At 37.9% G+C, this 18069-nt stretch carries 18 protein-coding genes, 1 pseudogene and 1 other annotated feature; of the genes and pseudogenes, 6 read left to right on the top strand and 13 right to left on the bottom strand.

Features of this window, described 5'->3' with window-relative positions; all coding sequences use genetic code 11:
* Positions 1–13: 13 nt before the first annotated feature.
* Complete coding sequence (gene efp / locus J6L97_RS09340; protein WP_005723909.1) at positions 14–589, bottom strand: elongation factor P; 576 nt, start codon at positions 587–589, stop codon at positions 14–16.
* A gap of 117 nt (positions 590–706) precedes the next feature.
* On the bottom strand, positions 707–1621 hold the full coding sequence (coaA, locus tag J6L97_RS09345) for a type I pantothenate kinase (protein ID WP_013086830.1): 915 nt from the start codon (positions 1619–1621) through the stop codon (positions 707–709).
* A 59-nt stretch (positions 1622–1680) separates the two neighbouring features.
* On the opposite strand from coaA, the gene J6L97_RS09350 reads away from it, so the two are divergent.
* On the top strand, positions 1681–2238 hold the full coding sequence (locus J6L97_RS09350) for an SGNH/GDSL hydrolase family protein (RefSeq protein ID WP_057726742.1): 558 nt from the start codon (positions 1681–1683) through the stop codon (positions 2236–2238).
* Here J6L97_RS09350 and J6L97_RS09355 read toward each other — a convergent pair.
* From J6L97_RS09355 to helD, 5 genes are all read right to left on the bottom strand, one after another.
* Positions 2235–2684, bottom strand: coding sequence for a GNAT family N-acetyltransferase (locus J6L97_RS09355; RefSeq protein ID WP_054832839.1), 450 nt, complete (start codon positions 2682–2684; stop codon positions 2235–2237). The two genes, J6L97_RS09350 and J6L97_RS09355, sit on opposite strands and share 4 nt — an antisense overlap.
* A 1-nt stretch (position 2685) precedes the next feature.
* Positions 2686–3501, bottom strand: coding sequence for an amino acid ABC transporter substrate-binding protein (locus J6L97_RS09360; RefSeq protein WP_057726743.1), 816 nt, complete (start codon positions 3499–3501; stop codon positions 2686–2688).
* A gap of 3 nt (positions 3502–3504) precedes the next feature.
* Positions 3505–4125, bottom strand: a complete 621-nt coding sequence (locus J6L97_RS09365; RefSeq protein ID WP_023488342.1) for an amino acid ABC transporter ATP-binding protein — start codon at positions 4123–4125, stop codon at positions 3505–3507.
* A gap of 13 nt (positions 4126–4138) precedes the next feature.
* A complete protein-coding gene (locus J6L97_RS09370) occupies positions 4139–4786 on the bottom strand; it encodes an amino acid ABC transporter permease (protein WP_057726744.1) in 648 nt (215 codons plus the stop codon).
* Between the two features lie 158 nt (positions 4787–4944).
* Positions 4945–5177: a binding site (T-box leader), on the bottom strand.
* 42 nt (positions 5178–5219) lie between these two features.
* Positions 5220–7526 (bottom strand): RNA polymerase recycling motor HelD, encoded by a 2307-nt coding sequence (gene helD / locus J6L97_RS09375; protein WP_057726745.1) that lies wholly within the window; start codon positions 7524–7526, stop codon positions 5220–5222.
* A 152-nt stretch (positions 7527–7678) separates the two neighbouring features.
* Between helD and J6L97_RS09380 the strand changes: the two genes are divergently transcribed.
* Both J6L97_RS09380 and J6L97_RS09385 read left to right on the top strand, forming a co-directional pair.
* A complete protein-coding gene (locus J6L97_RS09380; RefSeq protein WP_005727351.1) occupies positions 7679–8371 on the top strand; it encodes a M57 family metalloprotease in 693 nt (230 codons plus the stop codon).
* A gap of 60 nt (positions 8372–8431) precedes the next feature.
* Positions 8432–9082 (top strand): histidine phosphatase family protein, encoded by a 651-nt coding sequence (locus J6L97_RS09385; protein ID WP_005718274.1) that lies wholly within the window; start codon positions 8432–8434, stop codon positions 9080–9082.
* A 142-nt stretch (positions 9083–9224) separates the two neighbouring features.
* On the opposite strand, the gene J6L97_RS09390 is transcribed toward J6L97_RS09385, so the two are convergent.
* Positions 9225–10496 (bottom strand): TcaA 3rd/4th domain-containing protein, encoded by a 1272-nt coding sequence (locus J6L97_RS09390; RefSeq protein WP_005718273.1) that lies wholly within the window; start codon positions 10494–10496, stop codon positions 9225–9227.
* Between the two features lie 140 nt (positions 10497–10636).
* On the opposite strand from J6L97_RS09390, the gene J6L97_RS09395 reads away from it, so the two are divergent.
* Together J6L97_RS09395 and J6L97_RS09400 are read left to right on the top strand one after the other, a co-directional pair.
* Positions 10637–11323, top strand: coding sequence for a DUF4145 domain-containing protein (locus J6L97_RS09395; RefSeq protein WP_057726746.1), 687 nt, complete (start codon positions 10637–10639; stop codon positions 11321–11323).
* Between the two features lie 179 nt (positions 11324–11502).
* Positions 11503–14154 (top strand): calcium-translocating P-type ATPase, PMCA-type, encoded by a 2652-nt coding sequence (locus tag J6L97_RS09400; protein WP_057726747.1) that lies wholly within the window; start codon positions 11503–11505, stop codon positions 14152–14154.
* Between the two features lie 49 nt (positions 14155–14203).
* Here J6L97_RS09400 and J6L97_RS09405 read toward each other — a convergent pair whose 3' ends face one another.
* Complete coding sequence (locus J6L97_RS09405) at positions 14204–14368, bottom strand: PTS sugar transporter subunit IIA (protein WP_223876343.1); 165 nt, start codon at positions 14366–14368, stop codon at positions 14204–14206.
* Between the two features lie 105 nt (positions 14369–14473).
* Here J6L97_RS09405 and J6L97_RS09410 point away from each other — a divergent pair, with 105 nt between their 5' ends.
* Complete coding sequence (locus tag J6L97_RS09410) at positions 14474–15331, top strand: IS982 family transposase (RefSeq protein ID WP_216786108.1); 858 nt, start codon at positions 14474–14476, stop codon at positions 15329–15331.
* Between the two features lie 10 nt (positions 15332–15341).
* Here the strand turns inward: J6L97_RS09410 and J6L97_RS09415 are convergent.
* The 4 genes and pseudogenes from J6L97_RS09415 to J6L97_RS09430 all read right to left on the bottom strand — a co-directional run.
* A pseudogene (locus J6L97_RS09415) lies at positions 15342–15575 on the bottom strand (PTS sugar transporter subunit IIA); the annotation flags it as partial.
* Between the two features lie 55 nt (positions 15576–15630).
* The gene (locus J6L97_RS09420) at positions 15631–15924 is read right to left on the bottom strand and encodes a hypothetical protein (protein WP_057727029.1); all 294 of its coding nucleotides are present in this window, start codon (positions 15922–15924) and stop codon (positions 15631–15633) included.
* A gap of 286 nt (positions 15925–16210) precedes the next feature.
* Positions 16211–17203: an asparaginase gene (locus tag J6L97_RS09425; RefSeq protein WP_023488349.1), complete on the bottom strand. Its 993-nt coding sequence runs from the start codon at positions 17201–17203 to the stop codon at positions 16211–16213.
* Between the two features lie 11 nt (positions 17204–17214).
* Complete coding sequence (locus J6L97_RS09430) at positions 17215–17988, bottom strand: MurR/RpiR family transcriptional regulator (protein WP_023488350.1); 774 nt, start codon at positions 17986–17988, stop codon at positions 17215–17217.
* Between the last annotated feature and the right edge of the window lie 81 nt (positions 17989–18069).

Genomic DNA, 18069 nt, shown 5'->3' on the forward strand with positions numbered 1-18069 from the left:
ATTTTCTTATCTTTTATCTAGGTTGACTATCTGCACGTGACTTGTAATCACCGTTTTCAGTACCAATAATTAGCTTTTCGCCATTCTTGATAAAATCAGGAACTTGCACAACTAAGCCAGTTTCCATAGTAGCAGGTTTACCACCACCAGCTACAGTTGCACCCTTAATCTCTGGTTGTGTTTCCTTAACGGTCATTTCAACAGTTGATGGCAATTCAATACCGATAATCTTGTTATCATCTGTAAAGTCCATATCAACCATAATGTTAGGCATCAAGAACTTAACGTCATCACCCAATTGATCAGCTGAAACTTCATATTGATCATAAGTATCAGTATCCATGAAAGTATAAGTATCACCTTCGCCGTAAAGGTATTGAGCCTTTTTCTTAGTTACTTCAACTAAGTCTACCTTTTCAGTTGGACGCATGGTCTTGTGAACAACTGCACCACTCTTTACATCACGCAAATCCATTTGCATCACAGTATTACCCTTGCCAGGCTTATGGTGGTTAGCCTTCAATACCTTAATCAACTTGCCATCTTGGCTAAAAATCATACCTTTTTTCAAATTAATTGCTTGTACCATTATTTCTTCTCCCTTTAATTTAAACTTACCTTTCGACTAGTTTAAACACGCTGGAGGCAAAGCAAATTTTTTTATCAACAGTAAATAAATCGTATTCATAATACCTAGTATACCAAATTAGATGTGCCGCAGGTATATCCGATCAATCAAATGTCCGTCAGTCTTATGTAAAATCAGGCTAGCACGTTCCTTGGTTGGCGCAATATATTCACGCAAGTTGACCAGATTAACCATCTGCCAGGTTTCTTCAGCCAATTGAATTGCATCTTCCAGCGGTCCATTAGCCATTTTATAGTAAAAATTATCTGGCTTATTTTTATTTAATTTAAGTACTTTTCTAAAGCGTTGCATGTACCATTTTTCAATCAAATCTTCTTCAGCGTCAATATAAATTGAAAAATCGAAAAAGTCACTAGTCACAACTTGTCCACTCTCGGGCAATTGCAATGTATTAATTCCTTCAATAATCAATACATCAGGATTTTTTACATGACCATATTTCCCAGGTACTATATCGCTTAATTCTTGAGAATACAACGGATAAACAATATCGCTTTTGCCACTCAAGACATCACGCAAAAAGTTGCTAAGTAAAGCCATATCATAGCTTTCTGGAAAACCTTTGCGGGGCATTAAATTGCGCCGTTTTAATTCCTCATTAGGGTAAATAAAACCATCCGTGGTCATCAAGTGTACCTTTAATTCTGGATAGGTTCTACTGAGCAACAATTGTAATAAACGCGCAGTGGTTGATTTGCCAACTGCAACCGAACCCGAAATACCGATGATAAACGGAGCTGGTGAAAAACTTTTATGCAAAAATTTGATTTGTGCTTTTTGCGCATTCTTTTTTTGTTGGTAAACTAAGTGTAAGTAACTGATCAAACTGGTATAGATCTCATGCACGTCGGTTAGGTCAATCACGTCTCCTAAAGACTTGATATCAGCTAATTCTTCTTTGGTAATATTGACTTTATCTAAGGGAGCTAATTTAGCCCATTCATTTCTGTTAAAACTCGTATAATTTCTCATATATCGTATCCATATTCCTTCTAAAACACTAACTTATTATAATAGAAAGCGCTAAAAATATGAAAAAAATAATCCTATTCGGCGATTCCATTTTTAACGGATATCGTAATGGTCAAAATACAAACCTAATAACTAATTTATTCCAACAAGAACTTAAAAATTATGCACAGGTGGAAAACATTTCTAAAAGCGGTGCTACCACAGTTGAAGGCGTCGATTATTTGGAGCAAATTCCCCCAGAACATGATCTAGTTGTTGTTGAATACGGCAATAACGATGCCGCAACAGCTTGGGGCATTAGTCCAGAAAGCTACGAAAAGAACTTGGCTCAAATCCTTAGTGCAGTAGGCAAAGCCATTGTTGTGGGATTGTGCAATCCCAATCCAGAAAGTGACATTTTTCAATATTATGGTGCTGAAAGACTCGATCTTTTTAACAATATCGCCCAAAAAGTCGCAAAGGCACATGGTGCACAATTTGTGGATATTTTACCTGCAATGAGAAACTTAAAAGACAAATCGACATATTATCAAGCCGACGGGCAACATTTAACTGATCAAGGAAATGAGTTTTTAGTTAATCAAATCGTGCCAGTAATCAAAAAAGACTTAGCCTAAGCCAAGTCCCTCTTCATCATCACATGTTCTACGCCGCCTTCATCAAACGGTTCGCCTACAACTTGATAGCCCAAGCTATCATAGAAAGGCTTTACCCGCATTTGGGCGTGACAGTAAACTGCATCAATCTTATTTTGCCGTAAAAATTTATGCACAGCTGTAATCATTTTCGACCCTAGCTGTTGTCCGCGCGCTTCTTTTGACACAGCAACGCGTCCTAGCATCCATTTACCATCTTCTTGAAACAGACGACAAGTCGCTAAGGCAGTCGTCTGTTTTTGATTGAGTAAATAAACCTGAACAGCAATTAGGTCCTCATCATCTAAATCTGGTAAAGTTATCTTCTGCTCAGCTACAAAAGTCGTGTTGCGCAACCTTTCTACGCAATAGAATTCTCTTCCTGTCATTTCATCAATCTTTTTAAAAGTAAAATTATCTATCTTCATATTACTTGCCTAACCAACTATTGTTTCTGCCAAACCATTTTTCATTAAGCTTGCGCAATTGACCATTTTTTTGCAACTTAACCAGACCTTCATTAACCTTTTTGCGCAAAGTTTTGTCTCCCTTACGCATCCCCACAGCGAACAAGTCCATTGGCACGCGATCATTCTGAATTACCTTGTATTCGCTACTTTTAGCCATGTGAGCAATATAATAGTCGGCATAAACTTCATCTAATAGAATTCCTTGAATTCGTCCTGCATTCAGATCCAAGAACGAATTAGAAATCGTATCATATAAAACTGTTTTCTTAGCATGCAGCACATCTTGTTTAGTTTCATACCACTGCTCTGCTGTTGAACCAGTTTGCATTCCTAATTCATAATTCTTCATTTGTTTAAATGAACTAATGTCACTATCTTTTTTCACAACTAAAACCTGGCGATTACGTAAATATGGCTTGCTAAAAGCCACTTTCTTTTTACGTTCTGGCGTAATGCTATAACCATTCCAGAGTAAGTCGATCGTACCGTTACGCAGCTCTGTAACGTTCATTGACCAATCAATCGTTTGAAAAGAAACCTTAATGCCATATTGTTTAAAGACTGCCTTAGCTAAGTCGATGTCATAACCCGTCAATTGGCCGTTTTTCTTTTCAAAGCCCATTGGTACAAAACTATCGTCTAAGCCAACTACCACTTGCTTTTTGCTGGCAATCCTATTCCATGTATCTTGAGTATTAGCTTCTTTTTGTACGCTTTCGCAACCAGTTAAACATAATGTTAAGGCCAAGACGATACCTAAAATCCATTTTTTCATTGCCTAATCCTCGCTTAACGGTCGAACCTTGAGCATCTGATCCGCCACATTCTCTGCAAAATTCAAGTCGTGGGTGATAATCAGCTGGGTTAAACCCGATTTTTTTAAGCTTAAAATCATTTTCTCAACTTCTTTACGTAAATTAGGATCTAGCGCGCTAGTTGGCTCATCATAACAAAGAATCCGCGGCTTCATAGCCAAAGCTCTAGCGATAGCTACTCGCTGTTTCTGCCCACCTGATAACTCATAAGGATACTGCTGTTCACGCCCACTCATTTGTAGACGTTTTAACAATAATCGTGCATCCTGCTCTGCTTCAGTTTTACTCTTTTTTAAAACCAAAGTAGGTGCCAAAGTGATATTTTGTAAAACGTTCAAATTAGGAAAAAGATTATAATCTTGGAAAACAACGCCAACCTTGCCTGAATCATAAGGTTTACCGTCAATCAAAATTTCACCGGCATCTTTTGTTTCCAAACCGGCAATAATTCTTAGTAAGGTGGTTTTCCCCGCTCCAGATGGGCCTACAATTGTCATAATTTCTCCATCTTTCAAGGTAAAGGAGATGTCACGCAAAATTTGGTGACCGTTAAATTCTTTGCTCAAATTTTTCACTTCTAACATATTCTCACCTCAACTACTTGTAATAAGAAAAGTGGTTTTCCAGCTTTTTCAAAACAAAAGCACAAATACCGATCAACAGTAGATAAATTACACCTACTAAAACTAACGGTACCAGTGTTACATCTCTAGCCATTGCTACATTGCCTGCCCTAAGCAAATCACCTAAGCCAATGACATAAACTAATGATGAATCCTTAACTAAGTTAATTACTTCATTTCCAATTGAAGGCAAAACAATTTTTATTACCTGGGGAATAATGATCTTGGTCATCGTTTGCCAGCGATTCAAGCGCAAAACTTTCGCTGCTTCAAACTGTCCTTCATCAATCGATTGAAAGCCGCCACGAAAAATTTCCGCAAAATAAGCCGCATAATTCAAAATAAAAGCAAACAAGGCTGCTTGATAGCGGGGAAAGACGATATGAATAATTGGTAAGCCATAAAAGACAAAGATCAATTGCAATAATAAGGGCGTGCCCCGCATAATCCAAACATAAAAGTTAACCAACCAGCGTAATGGTTTAAACTTACTTTTTTCACCTAATGAGACCAAAATTCCTAATGGCGTTGCTAAAATTAAGGTCCAGAAAAAAATACTTAACGTCATGCCTGCTCCTGACAAAAGAGCGGGTAAAATTTCTGCAATATATTTTAATGACATACTCTCACCTTCATTTTTCTTTCCTAATAAAAAAGCCCTCTTAGGATTAACCTAAGAGGACGACTGCTCGTGATTCCACCTCATGTTCGCACCTGCTCACGCAGAAATGCCTCACTAGGTTGATTATTTTAAAAGAAAAACCCTCATAGCCAAACGGCTACGAGGGCGAATGTAATCGCGGTTCCACCTCATGTTTACAAATTGCTCACGCAACTTGCCTCAATAAGTTCAATAATCAACCTTTAGCTATAACGGGCTATCCCGGATTTTCCTACTTTTGTTCAGAAGACCAACTCACAGATGTGATTCATACTAGCAAATATCTTATTTCCACCAGCAAAGACTCTCTATTACTTTGACTAGTATTACTATTTCTGTTCTAAGTTGTTTTTAATGTTGAATAAATCTTAAATGATCTAGCAACTTTTGTCAATTATTTTTCTTCATAAGTATCTGGATCAACATCAAGCAATGGACTCTTTTCTCCAGTATAAATAATATCTAGCTTATACATTGCACGAGAGGTAATAGTATAAACAAGTTGAGTTTCATCCAATTTATGGTAAGCAGCTTTAGAGGCATCCCACATGACTACCGCATCAAATTCTAGTCCCTTAGCCAAGTAAGAAGGCACAACTAGAGTACCATCAACTAGTCGCTGATTAGCAGTCGCAATTAAGGTCGTGTTTTCACCTTTTTTAGCTAATTCTTCATGCACAAATTTAGCTGCAGCTAAGTCTTTGGTAATAACAGCTGTCGTACGCTTATTTTGTTCATTATTATGCAAAACGTTAACTAAAATATCAATTGCTTCATCATCGGTTTTTCTGCCCCAAATTATAGGCTTAGGACCTTTACGGTTAAAGGCTTCAATCTTTTCGCCTTGACGCAAAATTTGCTTGGTGAAATTGGTCAATTCCTTAGTTGAACGATATGATTTCGTTAATTGCACCACATCAGTTTTTTCAGGATCAAATAAGCCAGAGATCTGCTTAAGTAAGCTACGACTTTCATCCTTAGTAAAAATAGCCTGATTCAAGTCACCCAACATTGTAAACTTGGCCCGTGGGAAATTATACTTCAAGTAAGCTAATTGAAATGGAGTATAATCTTGAATTTCGTCAATGAAGGCATAACGCATCTCAAAGTCAGTCCTGCGACCAGTGATCATGTCATACAAATATAAGTAAGCTGAAACATCATTCATGGCAATATGGTGCTGCTTAAAGTTATTCTTAACTTCTTCCACATGAGCCAACCAATCATTTTCATCAATATTCCACTTAGATAGATCAACCATCTTAGGTACAGCTCGCAAAAAGCTCAGGTATTGTGCTCGCATATTCAAAAAGTGGTTGTGCAAAATACGCTTATGCACGCCCTTCAAGGCTGATAATACAATTTTTCTACCTAAAAAGGCCTCTTCCTTAGCCTCAGACTCAAATTCTTGATCAGGTCGATCATATAACTCATTTAATTCAGATTGGCTCATTCCTTCAATAGCGTGTGCCACCCAAGCCTTCTTAGTTTCTGGCGTAATCTTTCGATTCAACATCTTGATCAATTCTTCACGCGTTGCATCAATTCGGTTGGCCAACTTGTAATTTTCATTGAAAGAATAATAGATCTCCTTGATCTTTTCCTTATCAAAGTAAGGTTTCTTCTTATCACGGAAATAAATATTCTTGAAAATAACACCGCGCTTATTCAAGTGCTCTGCATAACGAGTCAACAAGTTAAAGAAATTAACTGAATCCTTAAACTTAGAAATATTGCTGTCTGCGGTTTGATCTTCAAACTGTCTGAATAAGTTTTCAACTTCCATACCTGGCAACCGTCGCGCAACAAACTGCCAGTAAGTCATTTGAACCATATTTTGTTCGCCCATTTCAGGCAAAACATTCTTAATATAGTCATTAAACAACTGGTTAGGACTGAACATGATTACATCACTTGAAGTCAGGTTGCCACGATAACGATAAAGCAAAAAGGCTATCCGCTGCAAAATCGCACTGGTTTTACCAGAACCTGCCGCACCCTGGACAAAAAGCAGATCTGCTTTGGTGTTTCGAATAATCTTATTTTGTTCGCGTTGAATCGTCGTTACGATTGACTTCATCTGCGTTGATGATTTTTCTGACAAAACTTCCAAGAGCATTTGATCACCGATTGACTCATCAGTGTCAAACATGTTCACAATCTTGCCATCTTCAATCATAAATTGGCGTTTCTTAGTCATATCAACTGTAATTTCACCTTCAGGCGAATTGTAAGAAACTTTACCCAATTTACCATCATAATAAATTGAAGATATTGGTGCCCGCCAGTCATAGATCAAGAAGTGATCGTCCTTGTCTGCAAAAGAACCTAGACCAATATAAATCGTCTCTGTTCGGTCCTCATTTTTTTCTTTAAAATCAACCCGAGCAAAATATGGTCGCTTCTCTAAACGCTCTACAGTCTCTAGCTGCTTAGCTGAATGTTGCCAAGCATGTTCACGTTCACTCAATAATTGTTGCTGCTGGTGGATTGACAGTGCTGTTTCCATTGAAGTGGAATAACCATCATAATCCAATTTAACATCGTCAAAAAAGTGTGAATTAAGCTCTCTTGCTTCGCCTTCAGCTGATTTGATAGATTTTTTTAAAGTTTTTTCGCGGTCCTTGATCTGACCCATAATATTATCAAGGTGCTTTTGTTCAAGTTCTTTTTCGTTTTTTTCAGTTTTGGCTGTAGCCATCTAATCACCTTTTCTTTAAAAATTCGCATACTATTTTACCATGAATAGCGCTTTCATAATAGTTTTCCTGCTCGTGAGAAAAATATAAATAAAAATTGATGAAAACTTTAACTTTAGAGACTATAATCTTGACATATTGGGGTGATATATACATGAAAAGATTTTTTAAATTACTGAGAAATGTTCTCTTGCTTGCTCTTATCGCTCTTGGCGTTTGGACTTATCAGAACAATCCCAATATTCGTATCGCAACGCAAGACTCCCTAGCTACACTTAGCTATCGAATTAACGAACTTCTAACTAACGAAACGACCATTTCTCCCAATAACGAAAAAAAGACTACTAATATCAAAACTGACACAGATAAAACAGAAAATGACGATTCTTCAGACAATCGTGTATGGTCAAATCCTGAAGCTAAGGTTTATATCGATATTAGCAATAATGCTCAACTAAGATCAGCTGCAGTCAATGCAATGAACGCTTGGAATCGTACCGGTGCTTTTACTTTTCACCAAATAAATGATAAAAAAGACGCTCAAATCGTCATTAATACAGTCGATAATAGCGACACTAATGCCGCAGGAGAAACAGCAACTACCTATAACCCTGCTACAGGACATTTGTTAAAGGCCACGGTCAACTTGAACCGTTACTATTTGCAAAACGAATGGTATGGTTACAGTTACAATCGAATCGTTAATACTGCTGAACACGAATTAGGCCACGCAATTGGCTTAAACCACACTAATAATGTCTCAGTCATGTACCCAAAGGGTTCGATCTATACGATTCAACCGCAAGATATTAAAACTGTTAAAAAGATCTACCACGAAAATAATTAACTTTAAAAGCTCACCTCTTTTTTCTACAATAAAGTGTGAGCTTTTTACGAGGAGAAAAATATGAAAAGAATTTATATCGTCCGTCACGGTCAAACTTATATCAATCGCTACAATAAGATGCAAGGTTGGTGTGACACACCATTAACTACACCAGGAATTGAAGGCGCTGAAGAAGCTGGTAAAGCTTTAAGCGAAGTACCTTTTGACATTGCATTGTCTAGTGATCTTAAGAGAGCAAGTGATACCTGTGAGATCATCATGAAATATAACGCCAACAAAGACGAATTGCAGCACATCGCTAGTCCATTTTTCAGAGAACAATTCTACGGCTACTTCGAAGGAATGGATTCCGAAATGGCTTGGCGAATGATTGGTGGCAGTCACGGCTACGGAACACGGCAAGAAATGTTTGCTCATGAGAGCATCGATACTATTAAGGATTGGATTAAAGAAGCCGATCCTTATCACCAAGCAGAAAACGCTGAAGAATATTGGGCTCGTCTTGATGATGGTTTTAAATTAATCAGTCAATTGGATGGCGCTGAAAACATTCTGCTAGTTACTCACGGCTTCACTATTAGAAGTCTCTGGTATCGTTATGGTGACCATATTCCTTTGGTTCCAGGTCCTAAGAATGCTTCAATCACTATTATGACAATGAGTGAGAAAGGCGAAATTAAGATACCTAAGTGGAATTTAATGCATTTATAGCAAAATAAGATTAGGCGAATCGGGCCTAATCTTATTTTGTTTGTTTAATTATTTTTGCAAAACAATATTTTTATATAGCTTCACTGTTATTAAAAAACTTCCTACTATTTTTAACAGTAGGAAGTCTTACTCTAACTAATCTTTAGTCACTTGTTTTAGTTTTTATTAACTTGCAGTCGCCCAAAGTCTGAATCAATTGTTTGCCATCTTTTTGGTGGAAAACAGCGTTTTGATACGACAATCGTTCTTTCTTTTTACTCTTATCTTTATACTTTTTAATAAAGGTTACTTCATAGTTAATCCGACTATAATTACGCTTACCTGGTAAAACAGAGAGCACCTTGATCTTTACACTTAATTTCTTGATACTCTTCTTTTTATGCCATTCCTTTAGTTGCTTAGCAATCTTCTTATAGTCTGCATTTTCTTTTCCATTTTCAAAGTCATCTGCATTTGGCGACTTAAGGGTGTTGTACAATAGCTTTGCTGCATCCCCAACCTTAATCAAGCCAGGCCAAATCGGGTTAACAATATAGTCACCTTCTGCATCCTGATAGACATCTTTTTCGCCATTGCCTTGATATTCAGCAGTACCATCATAATCAGTGACGTCATCCTCACTATTAGAAAATTCTGAACTAATCGATTGCGACAAATCCGTTACCCTTTCGGACTTAATAGTTTGACCATCTGCCTTACTCTTAATATAGATTTCCATTCGCTTAGCAATCGGATAATCCTTGAAAGTATAGCTACCATGCTGGTTCAATTTACCCGCCTTACGATCATTGATATAGATCGTACCATTAGGAACGCTGCGCACTTGGAAAGTGGCCGTTTTGATCTTCATATCAACAGTCTTATCTGACCAAATGTTAACAATCGAATCAGCATCTAAATGGCGACCATTAACCTTAGATTTAACTAATATATGATAGCGACCAGGAAAGACCATACCTAAATCTTGATAGTAATTCTGATTGCCACCTTCCATTTCACCATAATCCTTTTGGTTAACCGTCAAAGTTGAATTAGCGTGATTGGTCTTCACCTGTGGGCGATATACTTGTATCCACAACTTATATTTTGGAAAAAGCAAAAAATTGCGTCCATCTTGAATCAGTCTGATTTCACCATGATCGCGATTATGGCGCAAATTATAGGCTAAACGTTTAGCTGCACTGTGATGCTCTTTAAAGTAATTTTGAAGCGGCTTCAGCGATTTATCTGTCACATCCATATCAGGCGTTGAAGCCGTGACATACTGAGCCAGCTCAGTTTTAGGATCCTGCATTTTAGCTACAATGCGGTCAATTTGACGTTCTTTAGTGTAATAAAAATTGCCAATTAGCCATGCAATACCAATTAACAGGATAATAACTCCCGATATCCAAATTTTCTTATGTTTTTTCATTGATCAAAACACCTTTTCACAAATCCTTTTAACTTAGATTAACAAGTTGATCAAAAAAAGCAAACATCTTTTGTTCACAAATCAAGACGAAGTTCTTATTATATTTAGTAGCATTATTTTATTTTGGAGGGGATTGCACAGTGGAAGTAAATTTTGATTTTGTAAAAAATAGCAGCTTCAAGGAAGCCTTTCCTACCGCTGAAAAAATCCACAAATTATACACAATTGATGATTATCGTGACGTTATTTCAAATTCACGTCTTCTATTAGAGAGTCTAATCAAAAAAATTTTTAAGTTAGAAAATCTCAGTCCATATTACACAGTTCATGATGGCGAACACCGTAATTTGCGTAATAATACACATTATTTACGCAATGAACTAGATTACCCTCTTTCGATCATGGATTTATTTGACGAAATACGCCGCATGGGCAACGCTGCTGTCCACGATAACCAAATTGAACCAGATCAAAAGCAAGCCTGGCACTGTATTTGTGATTTACACGATATTCTTGTCTTTTTAATTAACAGCTATGACGGTCAAGACCTATATTATTTGCGTCCCGATATTGCGATGGAAGCACAAACTGATGAAGACCATTATTATGTGCGCCAAAATAAGCAACCAAAAATAATGAAATTGCATGATCATCAAAATACTAAGAAAAAACAGTCCGCATCTGCACCAAAAAAGGCGAAACATGTTAAACATTTTTCCAGTAAACAGCATATAGAGCAAACTAACTCTGCGTCACAAACGAAAACTACTCCTTCTACTAAAGACAATTGGTTAAGAAAAATTAAAGAACTCTTTCACCATGATTAGTTATATTGACAATATGTCACAATGCGATAAACTATATATTATATAATTTACATACCGAGAAGCGCCTATGACGCTGCCGATACGCAAATGAAAACTGAACAAGTTTCTCAAATGGGGAACGGCTTATGCTAGTAGGTCGTTTTCCATTATTTTTTTACGAAAGGAGTGGTTAGTCCGCTATGGATAATCACAGGCAAAAACCTTGGGCTGTCGAACAGTCTGAGGTATTAACAAATACAAAAACAACCGAAACTGGTTTAACTGAAGACGAAGTTCGAATACGCCAGCAAGCTGGTTTAAACGAGCTCGCAGCTAAACCTCCTAAAACAGTAATCCAAATGGTCAAAGAGCAGATTTTTGATCCAATGATCGGTATCTTATTAGTAGCTGCCCTCTTATCTGCTATGTTTGGCGAATATACCGAAGCCATTATTATCGCGACAATCGTGGTTCTTAATACCATTATTGGAGTAGTTCAGGAAAAAAAGGCACAGTCTTCTTTAGCTGCGTTACGTGACATATCTGCGCCAACTGCTCATGTAATTCGTAATGGCAAAGAATTAATCATACCGGCCAAGGAATTAGTAGTTGGTGATATTGTTACCTTGCATGATGGGGACATGGTTCCAGCCGATTTGCGCTTAATTGAAACAGCTAACTTGAAAATTCAAGAAGCATCCCTTACTGGTGAATCAGTACCGGTAGAAAAAGACGCAGCTGCTGTTTTAAATCCAGATTGTGCTCTTGGTGACCGCATCAATATGGCTTTTTCTTCCTCAATTGTGACTTATGGTCGTGGTCAAGGCGTCGTGACAGCAATTGGGATGCAAACAGAAATGGGTGCCATTGCTGGCATGTTAGAAGATCAAACTGAAGTACAAACACCATTGAAACGCAAATTAGCTAAAGCCGGCATGGTCTTAACGATTATCGGCTTAATTATTTGTAGTTTGGTCTTTGCAATTGGTGCTTTCTATGGCCGTCCACTTTTACCACAATTCTTGGTTGCTATCTCATTGGCAATTTCAATTATTCCAGAAGGTCTGCCAGCAACCGCGACAATTGTTATGGCCTTAGGCGTTAAACGCATGGTTAAGCGTAACGCTTTGATCAAAAAGTTGCCAGCAGTCGAAACCTTAGGTAACGCCACTGTCATCTGTTCCGACAAAACTGGTACTTTAACCTTAAACAAAATGACTGTTACACAGGCAGCAACGAATGACTTCAGCCAAAGTCACGCAGTTGATCAGCTTGCAGCAAACAAAACCAATCAAACTTTGGCCTATGCTAGCGCTCTTTGTAACGATGCCAGCTTGAACGGTGAAAAAGAAATTGGTGATCCAACTGAGGTAGCCCTAATTCCTTTTGCCCAAAAGCTTGGCTTTAACCAATCTAACTTAAAGAAAGAATTCCCCCGTTTGTTCGAACAACCCTTTGATTCGGACAGAAAACGGATGACAACATTGCACAAAATTGAGGGTCAATTAACGGTCTTCACTAAGGGTGCAACGGACGAAATGTTGCCGTTATGTACACACATTATGACTGACAATGGCGTGCGTAAAATTACACCCCAAGACAAAAAGCAAATTGCCCACTTGTCTCACCAAATGCAAGCTGACGCTTTACGAGTACTAGGATTTGCTACCAAAATAGTGGATAACTTACCTGAAGCAAATGCTGACTTGGAAAATAATTTGACTTTTATCGGGATTGTCGGCATGATTGACCCACCACGAAAAGAAGTTGCAGCATCAGTTAAAACCTGCCGTGAAGCCGGCATTCGCACAATTATGATTACCGGTGACCACAAGGTAACTGCCTTGGCAATTGCGAAAAAGTTAAACATTTATCAGACAGGTGACTTAGCAATCTCGGGAACTGAATTAGACCAAATGTCTGATGCAGAATTAGATCAAGCTGTTGAAAAGGCTACCGTTTTTGCTCGCGTTTCTCCTGCTGACAAACTGCGCATCATTCAAAGCTTAAAGCGAAATGGTGAGGTAACAGCTATGACCGGTGACGGAGTAAACGATTCACCTGCCTTAAAGGCTGCCGATATCGGTGTCGCTATGGGTGTAACGGGTACAGACGTGGCTAAGGACGTGGCTGATATGATCTTGCTTGATGATAGTTTTACCACAATTGCGCACGCTATCAAGGAAGGTCGCCGCGTTTACCGCAACATCCAAAAAGTAATTCAGTTCTTGCTAGTTGGTAACATTGCTGAAATTACCACTTTGTTTGCGGCAACTATTTTTAACTGGGATGCGCCATTATTGGCAGTACACATCTTGTGGGTTAACTTAGCTACAGCCACTCTACCTGCCCTTGCTCTTGGCGTAGACCCAGCAAGTAAAAACATTATGAAACACAAGCCAGTTAAAGCCGGTACTTTATTCGAAAAAGACCTAGTTATTCGGGTTATTACCCAAGGAATATTTGTTGCCCTGCTTACTTTAACTGGTTACTTCATTGGTAAAGAAACCGGCAATCAAGTTGTCGGACAAACCATGGCCTTCAGTATTTTAGCATTGGCCCAAATGATTCGTTCATTTAACCAGCATTCAAATACTGATCCCATCTGGAAAAGATCATCTGGTAATAATCCATGGTTAACAGTGTCATTCATTATCTCTGCATTTTTCATGGGTATTATTCTCTTTGTCCCAGCAATGCAAGATGCATTTCACATTACCAGTTTGTCAGCTGGACAATGGTTAATCGTAGTTACCCTAGCTTTACTTTCAATTGCACAAGTTGAGTTAGTAAAAGGTTGGGCAAAGTTTAGAAATATTTTTATTAATGACAATAATTTAATTGAAGATTAATTAGTTACAAAAAGACGGTAGCATTACAACGCTATCGTCTTTTTTGATATTAAACTTTGGCTGCTGCCAATTGGTCAACATCTATCTGACTACGACCAATCTGAATTGCCTTTTCGGTACTTTCATTCAAGCTAGCATTGATCATCTTATGGCTAAGCTCCAGCACCATTGGCAAATTAACACCGCTAATTACCCGTACTCGCTCAGGATACATATCTTCATACGCGTGGTGCTAGTTAAATCGTTTTAGTTAATAAAAAAGTCCAATCTTGTTAGACTCGACTTGTAAATAGTAATAATAGAAAAGAGTCTGATCTGATTGAACTGCCTTAAGCTTAAGCGTTTTAGCCACCATTTACAAGTTAGTTTTAAAGATTTAGTGATAATTTGTCGGCACTGGTATCGTTTGTATGCACCGGCTGAGTTTACTCATCGGCGAAATATTGATCAAATTAAAACTACGGACAGTCTGATTTTGGCTTTACTTATCTGGCAAGCTAAGACAGGAATTGAATCACAAAGAAGATTCTGTGAATGTTTCAATTGTTTATCACACTCACGTTTTAATCGGCGTTCACGTCAGCTATTGCAATTGATTTATCAGATACGGCAAGAAATGAATAAAAAGGTTGACCTGAATGGACATTTCTTGATCATTGACAGCTTTCCGGTACCTGTTTGCCAACCAATTCGCAACTATCGTGCTAAAATTTTTCGTGGTTATGCCAACATTGGTTATAAGGCCACCAAGAAAATTTACTTCTATGGTTTCAAAGTTCATGCCATTGTTAGCGATGACGGTTACATTCTTGATTATGTCGTAACAAAAGCATCAGTTCATGATGCCAAGGAGACAGTTGAACTGATGGAAAATGCACATCCATCTAATTACTATCTTCTTGGCGACGAAGGCTATTTAGGCAAAGAACTGCATCAACAGCTAAAACAAATGGGTTATGAACTTTGGACACCATATCGTAAAAATATGACAGGAGCTAAAAAGCACAATGATCATCAATTGATGGCTATTCGCAGAACAATTGAAAGCGACTTTTCGCTTCTGACCTATTACAATGCCGAGAACAATCGAACACGTAGTCTGATAGGCTTTCAAAGCCGGTTGGAAATTGCAATTTTAGCTTATAATTTGGCTTATTGTCTAGAACGATTTAACTAGCACCACGCGTATCTTCATATTCCGAAGCGACTAAGTGGGGTGTCCCATTTTTTAAATCAGTTAGCACCAAAATCTGACTATTCTGATATTTATTCATGACTTTAGCAAAACGAGCCTTAAAATCTCTGATTCCTGTGTCGTTTAATTCAATTGTCAGGATCTGATCATTCTTGCCTGCCAACATATCATGTGCAGACATTAGCCCCGCAGCCAACCCTTCATGAGTTGCAATTAAAAGTTCCATAAAACGCACCTCTTTGTAAGCGATTTCTACAGAACCATTTTAACATATTTTTGTATTAATTAAGCTGTTCAATATCTGCTAATAAGCTACTTTGTTCAGGTGTTAGCCGCTCATCCTTTTGCCGTAACTTAAGTACTTGTAGACAAGTGTGCAAAATCTTTTTTCCTTGTTCCGTCACTTGTTTGCCATCTATATCAGGCGTTACATTGGCTAAAAAGTCATCCATCTCATCAGCAGTAACCTTGAAAACATCATTTTCTCCATGAATCAAGGGCATCCGATTGAGCATTTCTTCAATCATTTGTAATTTATTTCTAGCTTCTTCAAAATCCATCTTGTTCACATCCAATTCTTTTTCTTTTATTATACAAAAAAACAGCCACCTAACTGACTGTCATCTTTATTTCGTATTAATAATTGCGTTTGAAATTGTAGTTGCATTAGATTCGATCAGTTGATGCGAATTGTTAACAAAAAGGGAAGCCCCAATTCCTATAGCAGCAAATACAAGCCAAACTTTCTGTAAAACTGTACTCTTCATGTTCCCAGCTCCTTATATTTCTTATTATATAAAAAGCCGATCGTTATGGTAATGGCTACGCTTACAATTAACATAATTGTAATATTATTTACCTTTACTTAAGAGTTACTTCTCCAGCAACATTTGTATCAAAAAAGTCAGCAATTTGATGGACGTCCATCCCTTGCCCTAAAGCCCACATTAATTTGGTAATCGCACTCTCAGAAGTCATATCACAAGCGGAAATAGCTCCTTCCAGCAAAGCCTCACGCCCCACCTCATATTTGGTCAAATCGCTACGTTCATACAAGCATTGACTGCTGGCTACAACGGGAATACCTTGACGAATTAGCTTACCAATTGCGGCTACCATGTTGCGGCGAATAAAGTTCATCCCGCCTAGACCATACGCTTCGATAACAATCCCGCGGCAACCACTATTAACCATCGCAAAAAGCAGATTAGGATCAAAACCTGGAAATAGTTTCACCAACGATACGTGCGAATTAATTTTGGTATTTAAGGTTGGCTGACCGTCATGTTCTTTTTGAAAATGTTCTGAATTAAAAACTAACCCATCGGAAGAAACGGTTGCTACTGGTGGTACATTCACACTTTCAAAAGCATCAAAGTTGGTAGTCCGCACCTTTACACTGCGGCAGCCCAGCATAACTTTATTATGAAAGGCTAAATAAACATCAGGTGGACAAGTTGCTGCAGCTGCAAAAGCCAACCGTAGGTTATCGTGAGCGTCACTTAGGACCACGTTAATTGGTACCTGACTTCCCGTCAGCACAACCGGGATATTAATATTTTTCAGCATAAACGACAACATTGATGCCGTATAGGCCATAGTATCAGTACCGTGTGAAACAACAATTCCATCGTAATCATTGCGGTATTTGTAAATATTTTCTGCAATAAATTTCCATTCTTCTGGTTGGATATTAGAAGAATCTAATTGCAAAATATCGCGGACTTGAATGTCGTACGGCAACTTTCCCAACATTTTAATTAACTCTTCACCGGTTTCCTTGGGTACTAGGCCTGCATCAGAAGCAACGGAAGCAATAGTTCCCCCAGTTGATAGCAATAATATTTTCTTCATCTTGTTCCCCTTTATCTCAAATCACAATGTCGACCATAACTATTCATGATTAGATCAATTAAAACATAAGCCGAACTAAAAGTTACCGCATTTTGCTTACTAAATTGAAATGGCGTAGTTTTGAAGAAAAAGCTATAGTCGCTAAGAGAGGCTAATTTTCCCGTTTGCCAGCTAGTCAGTGACACCAATTTCAGTTCAGTATTCACGACATCAATCTTCTTAAGTTCTTCAATAATTGTTTTATTAAAACCACCAAATGAAATAACAAACAGCATGTCATTTTCCCGTGCAGACCGCCCTAATAATGCCACTTCGTCGCGTGCACTAGGCAAAATAATTGCTTTTTTACCAATTAAGAAAAAGTTATGCGCCAAATATTCCGCGATAATTTGCTGCTGCCAGCCAGTAGAGTAAAGATAGATCGTTTCCGCTTGATCTAAATCCGCAAAAAATGGTTGTAAGTTTAATCCCTTAAAATATTTAAAAGTTTCAGCAATGATCTTTTGTAAATCCGTATTGAAATCTAGCGTTTGCTTGTTCTTAACGTTTTGCTCCTTTCGTGTGGCTAACTCGGACAATTCAAATTTCAATTCGCTGAAACCACTTAATCCCAATTTTTTGCTTAGGCGAAAAATAGCGGACTTAGAAACGTATAATTTCTGAGCTAATTCCAGCAAACTCAACTGACTTGCTGCTTCAGGATATTTCAATAAATAGCTAACGATTGCTTTATCGGTCTCATTAAAACTTTCCTTTTTCTTCATGACCGCTGTTTCTAAATCCATTCTGTTTCCTTTCTCATCACTGTTTCTTATTAAGAAAAGAATATCATGTCGTACTCAAAAAAGGTAGCCACCCTATTTGAG

The sequence above is a fragment of the Lactobacillus crispatus genome (genome assembly GCF_018987235.1).
In the GTDB taxonomy this organism is placed as follows: Bacteria; Bacillota; Bacilli; order Lactobacillales; family Lactobacillaceae; genus Lactobacillus; species Lactobacillus crispatus.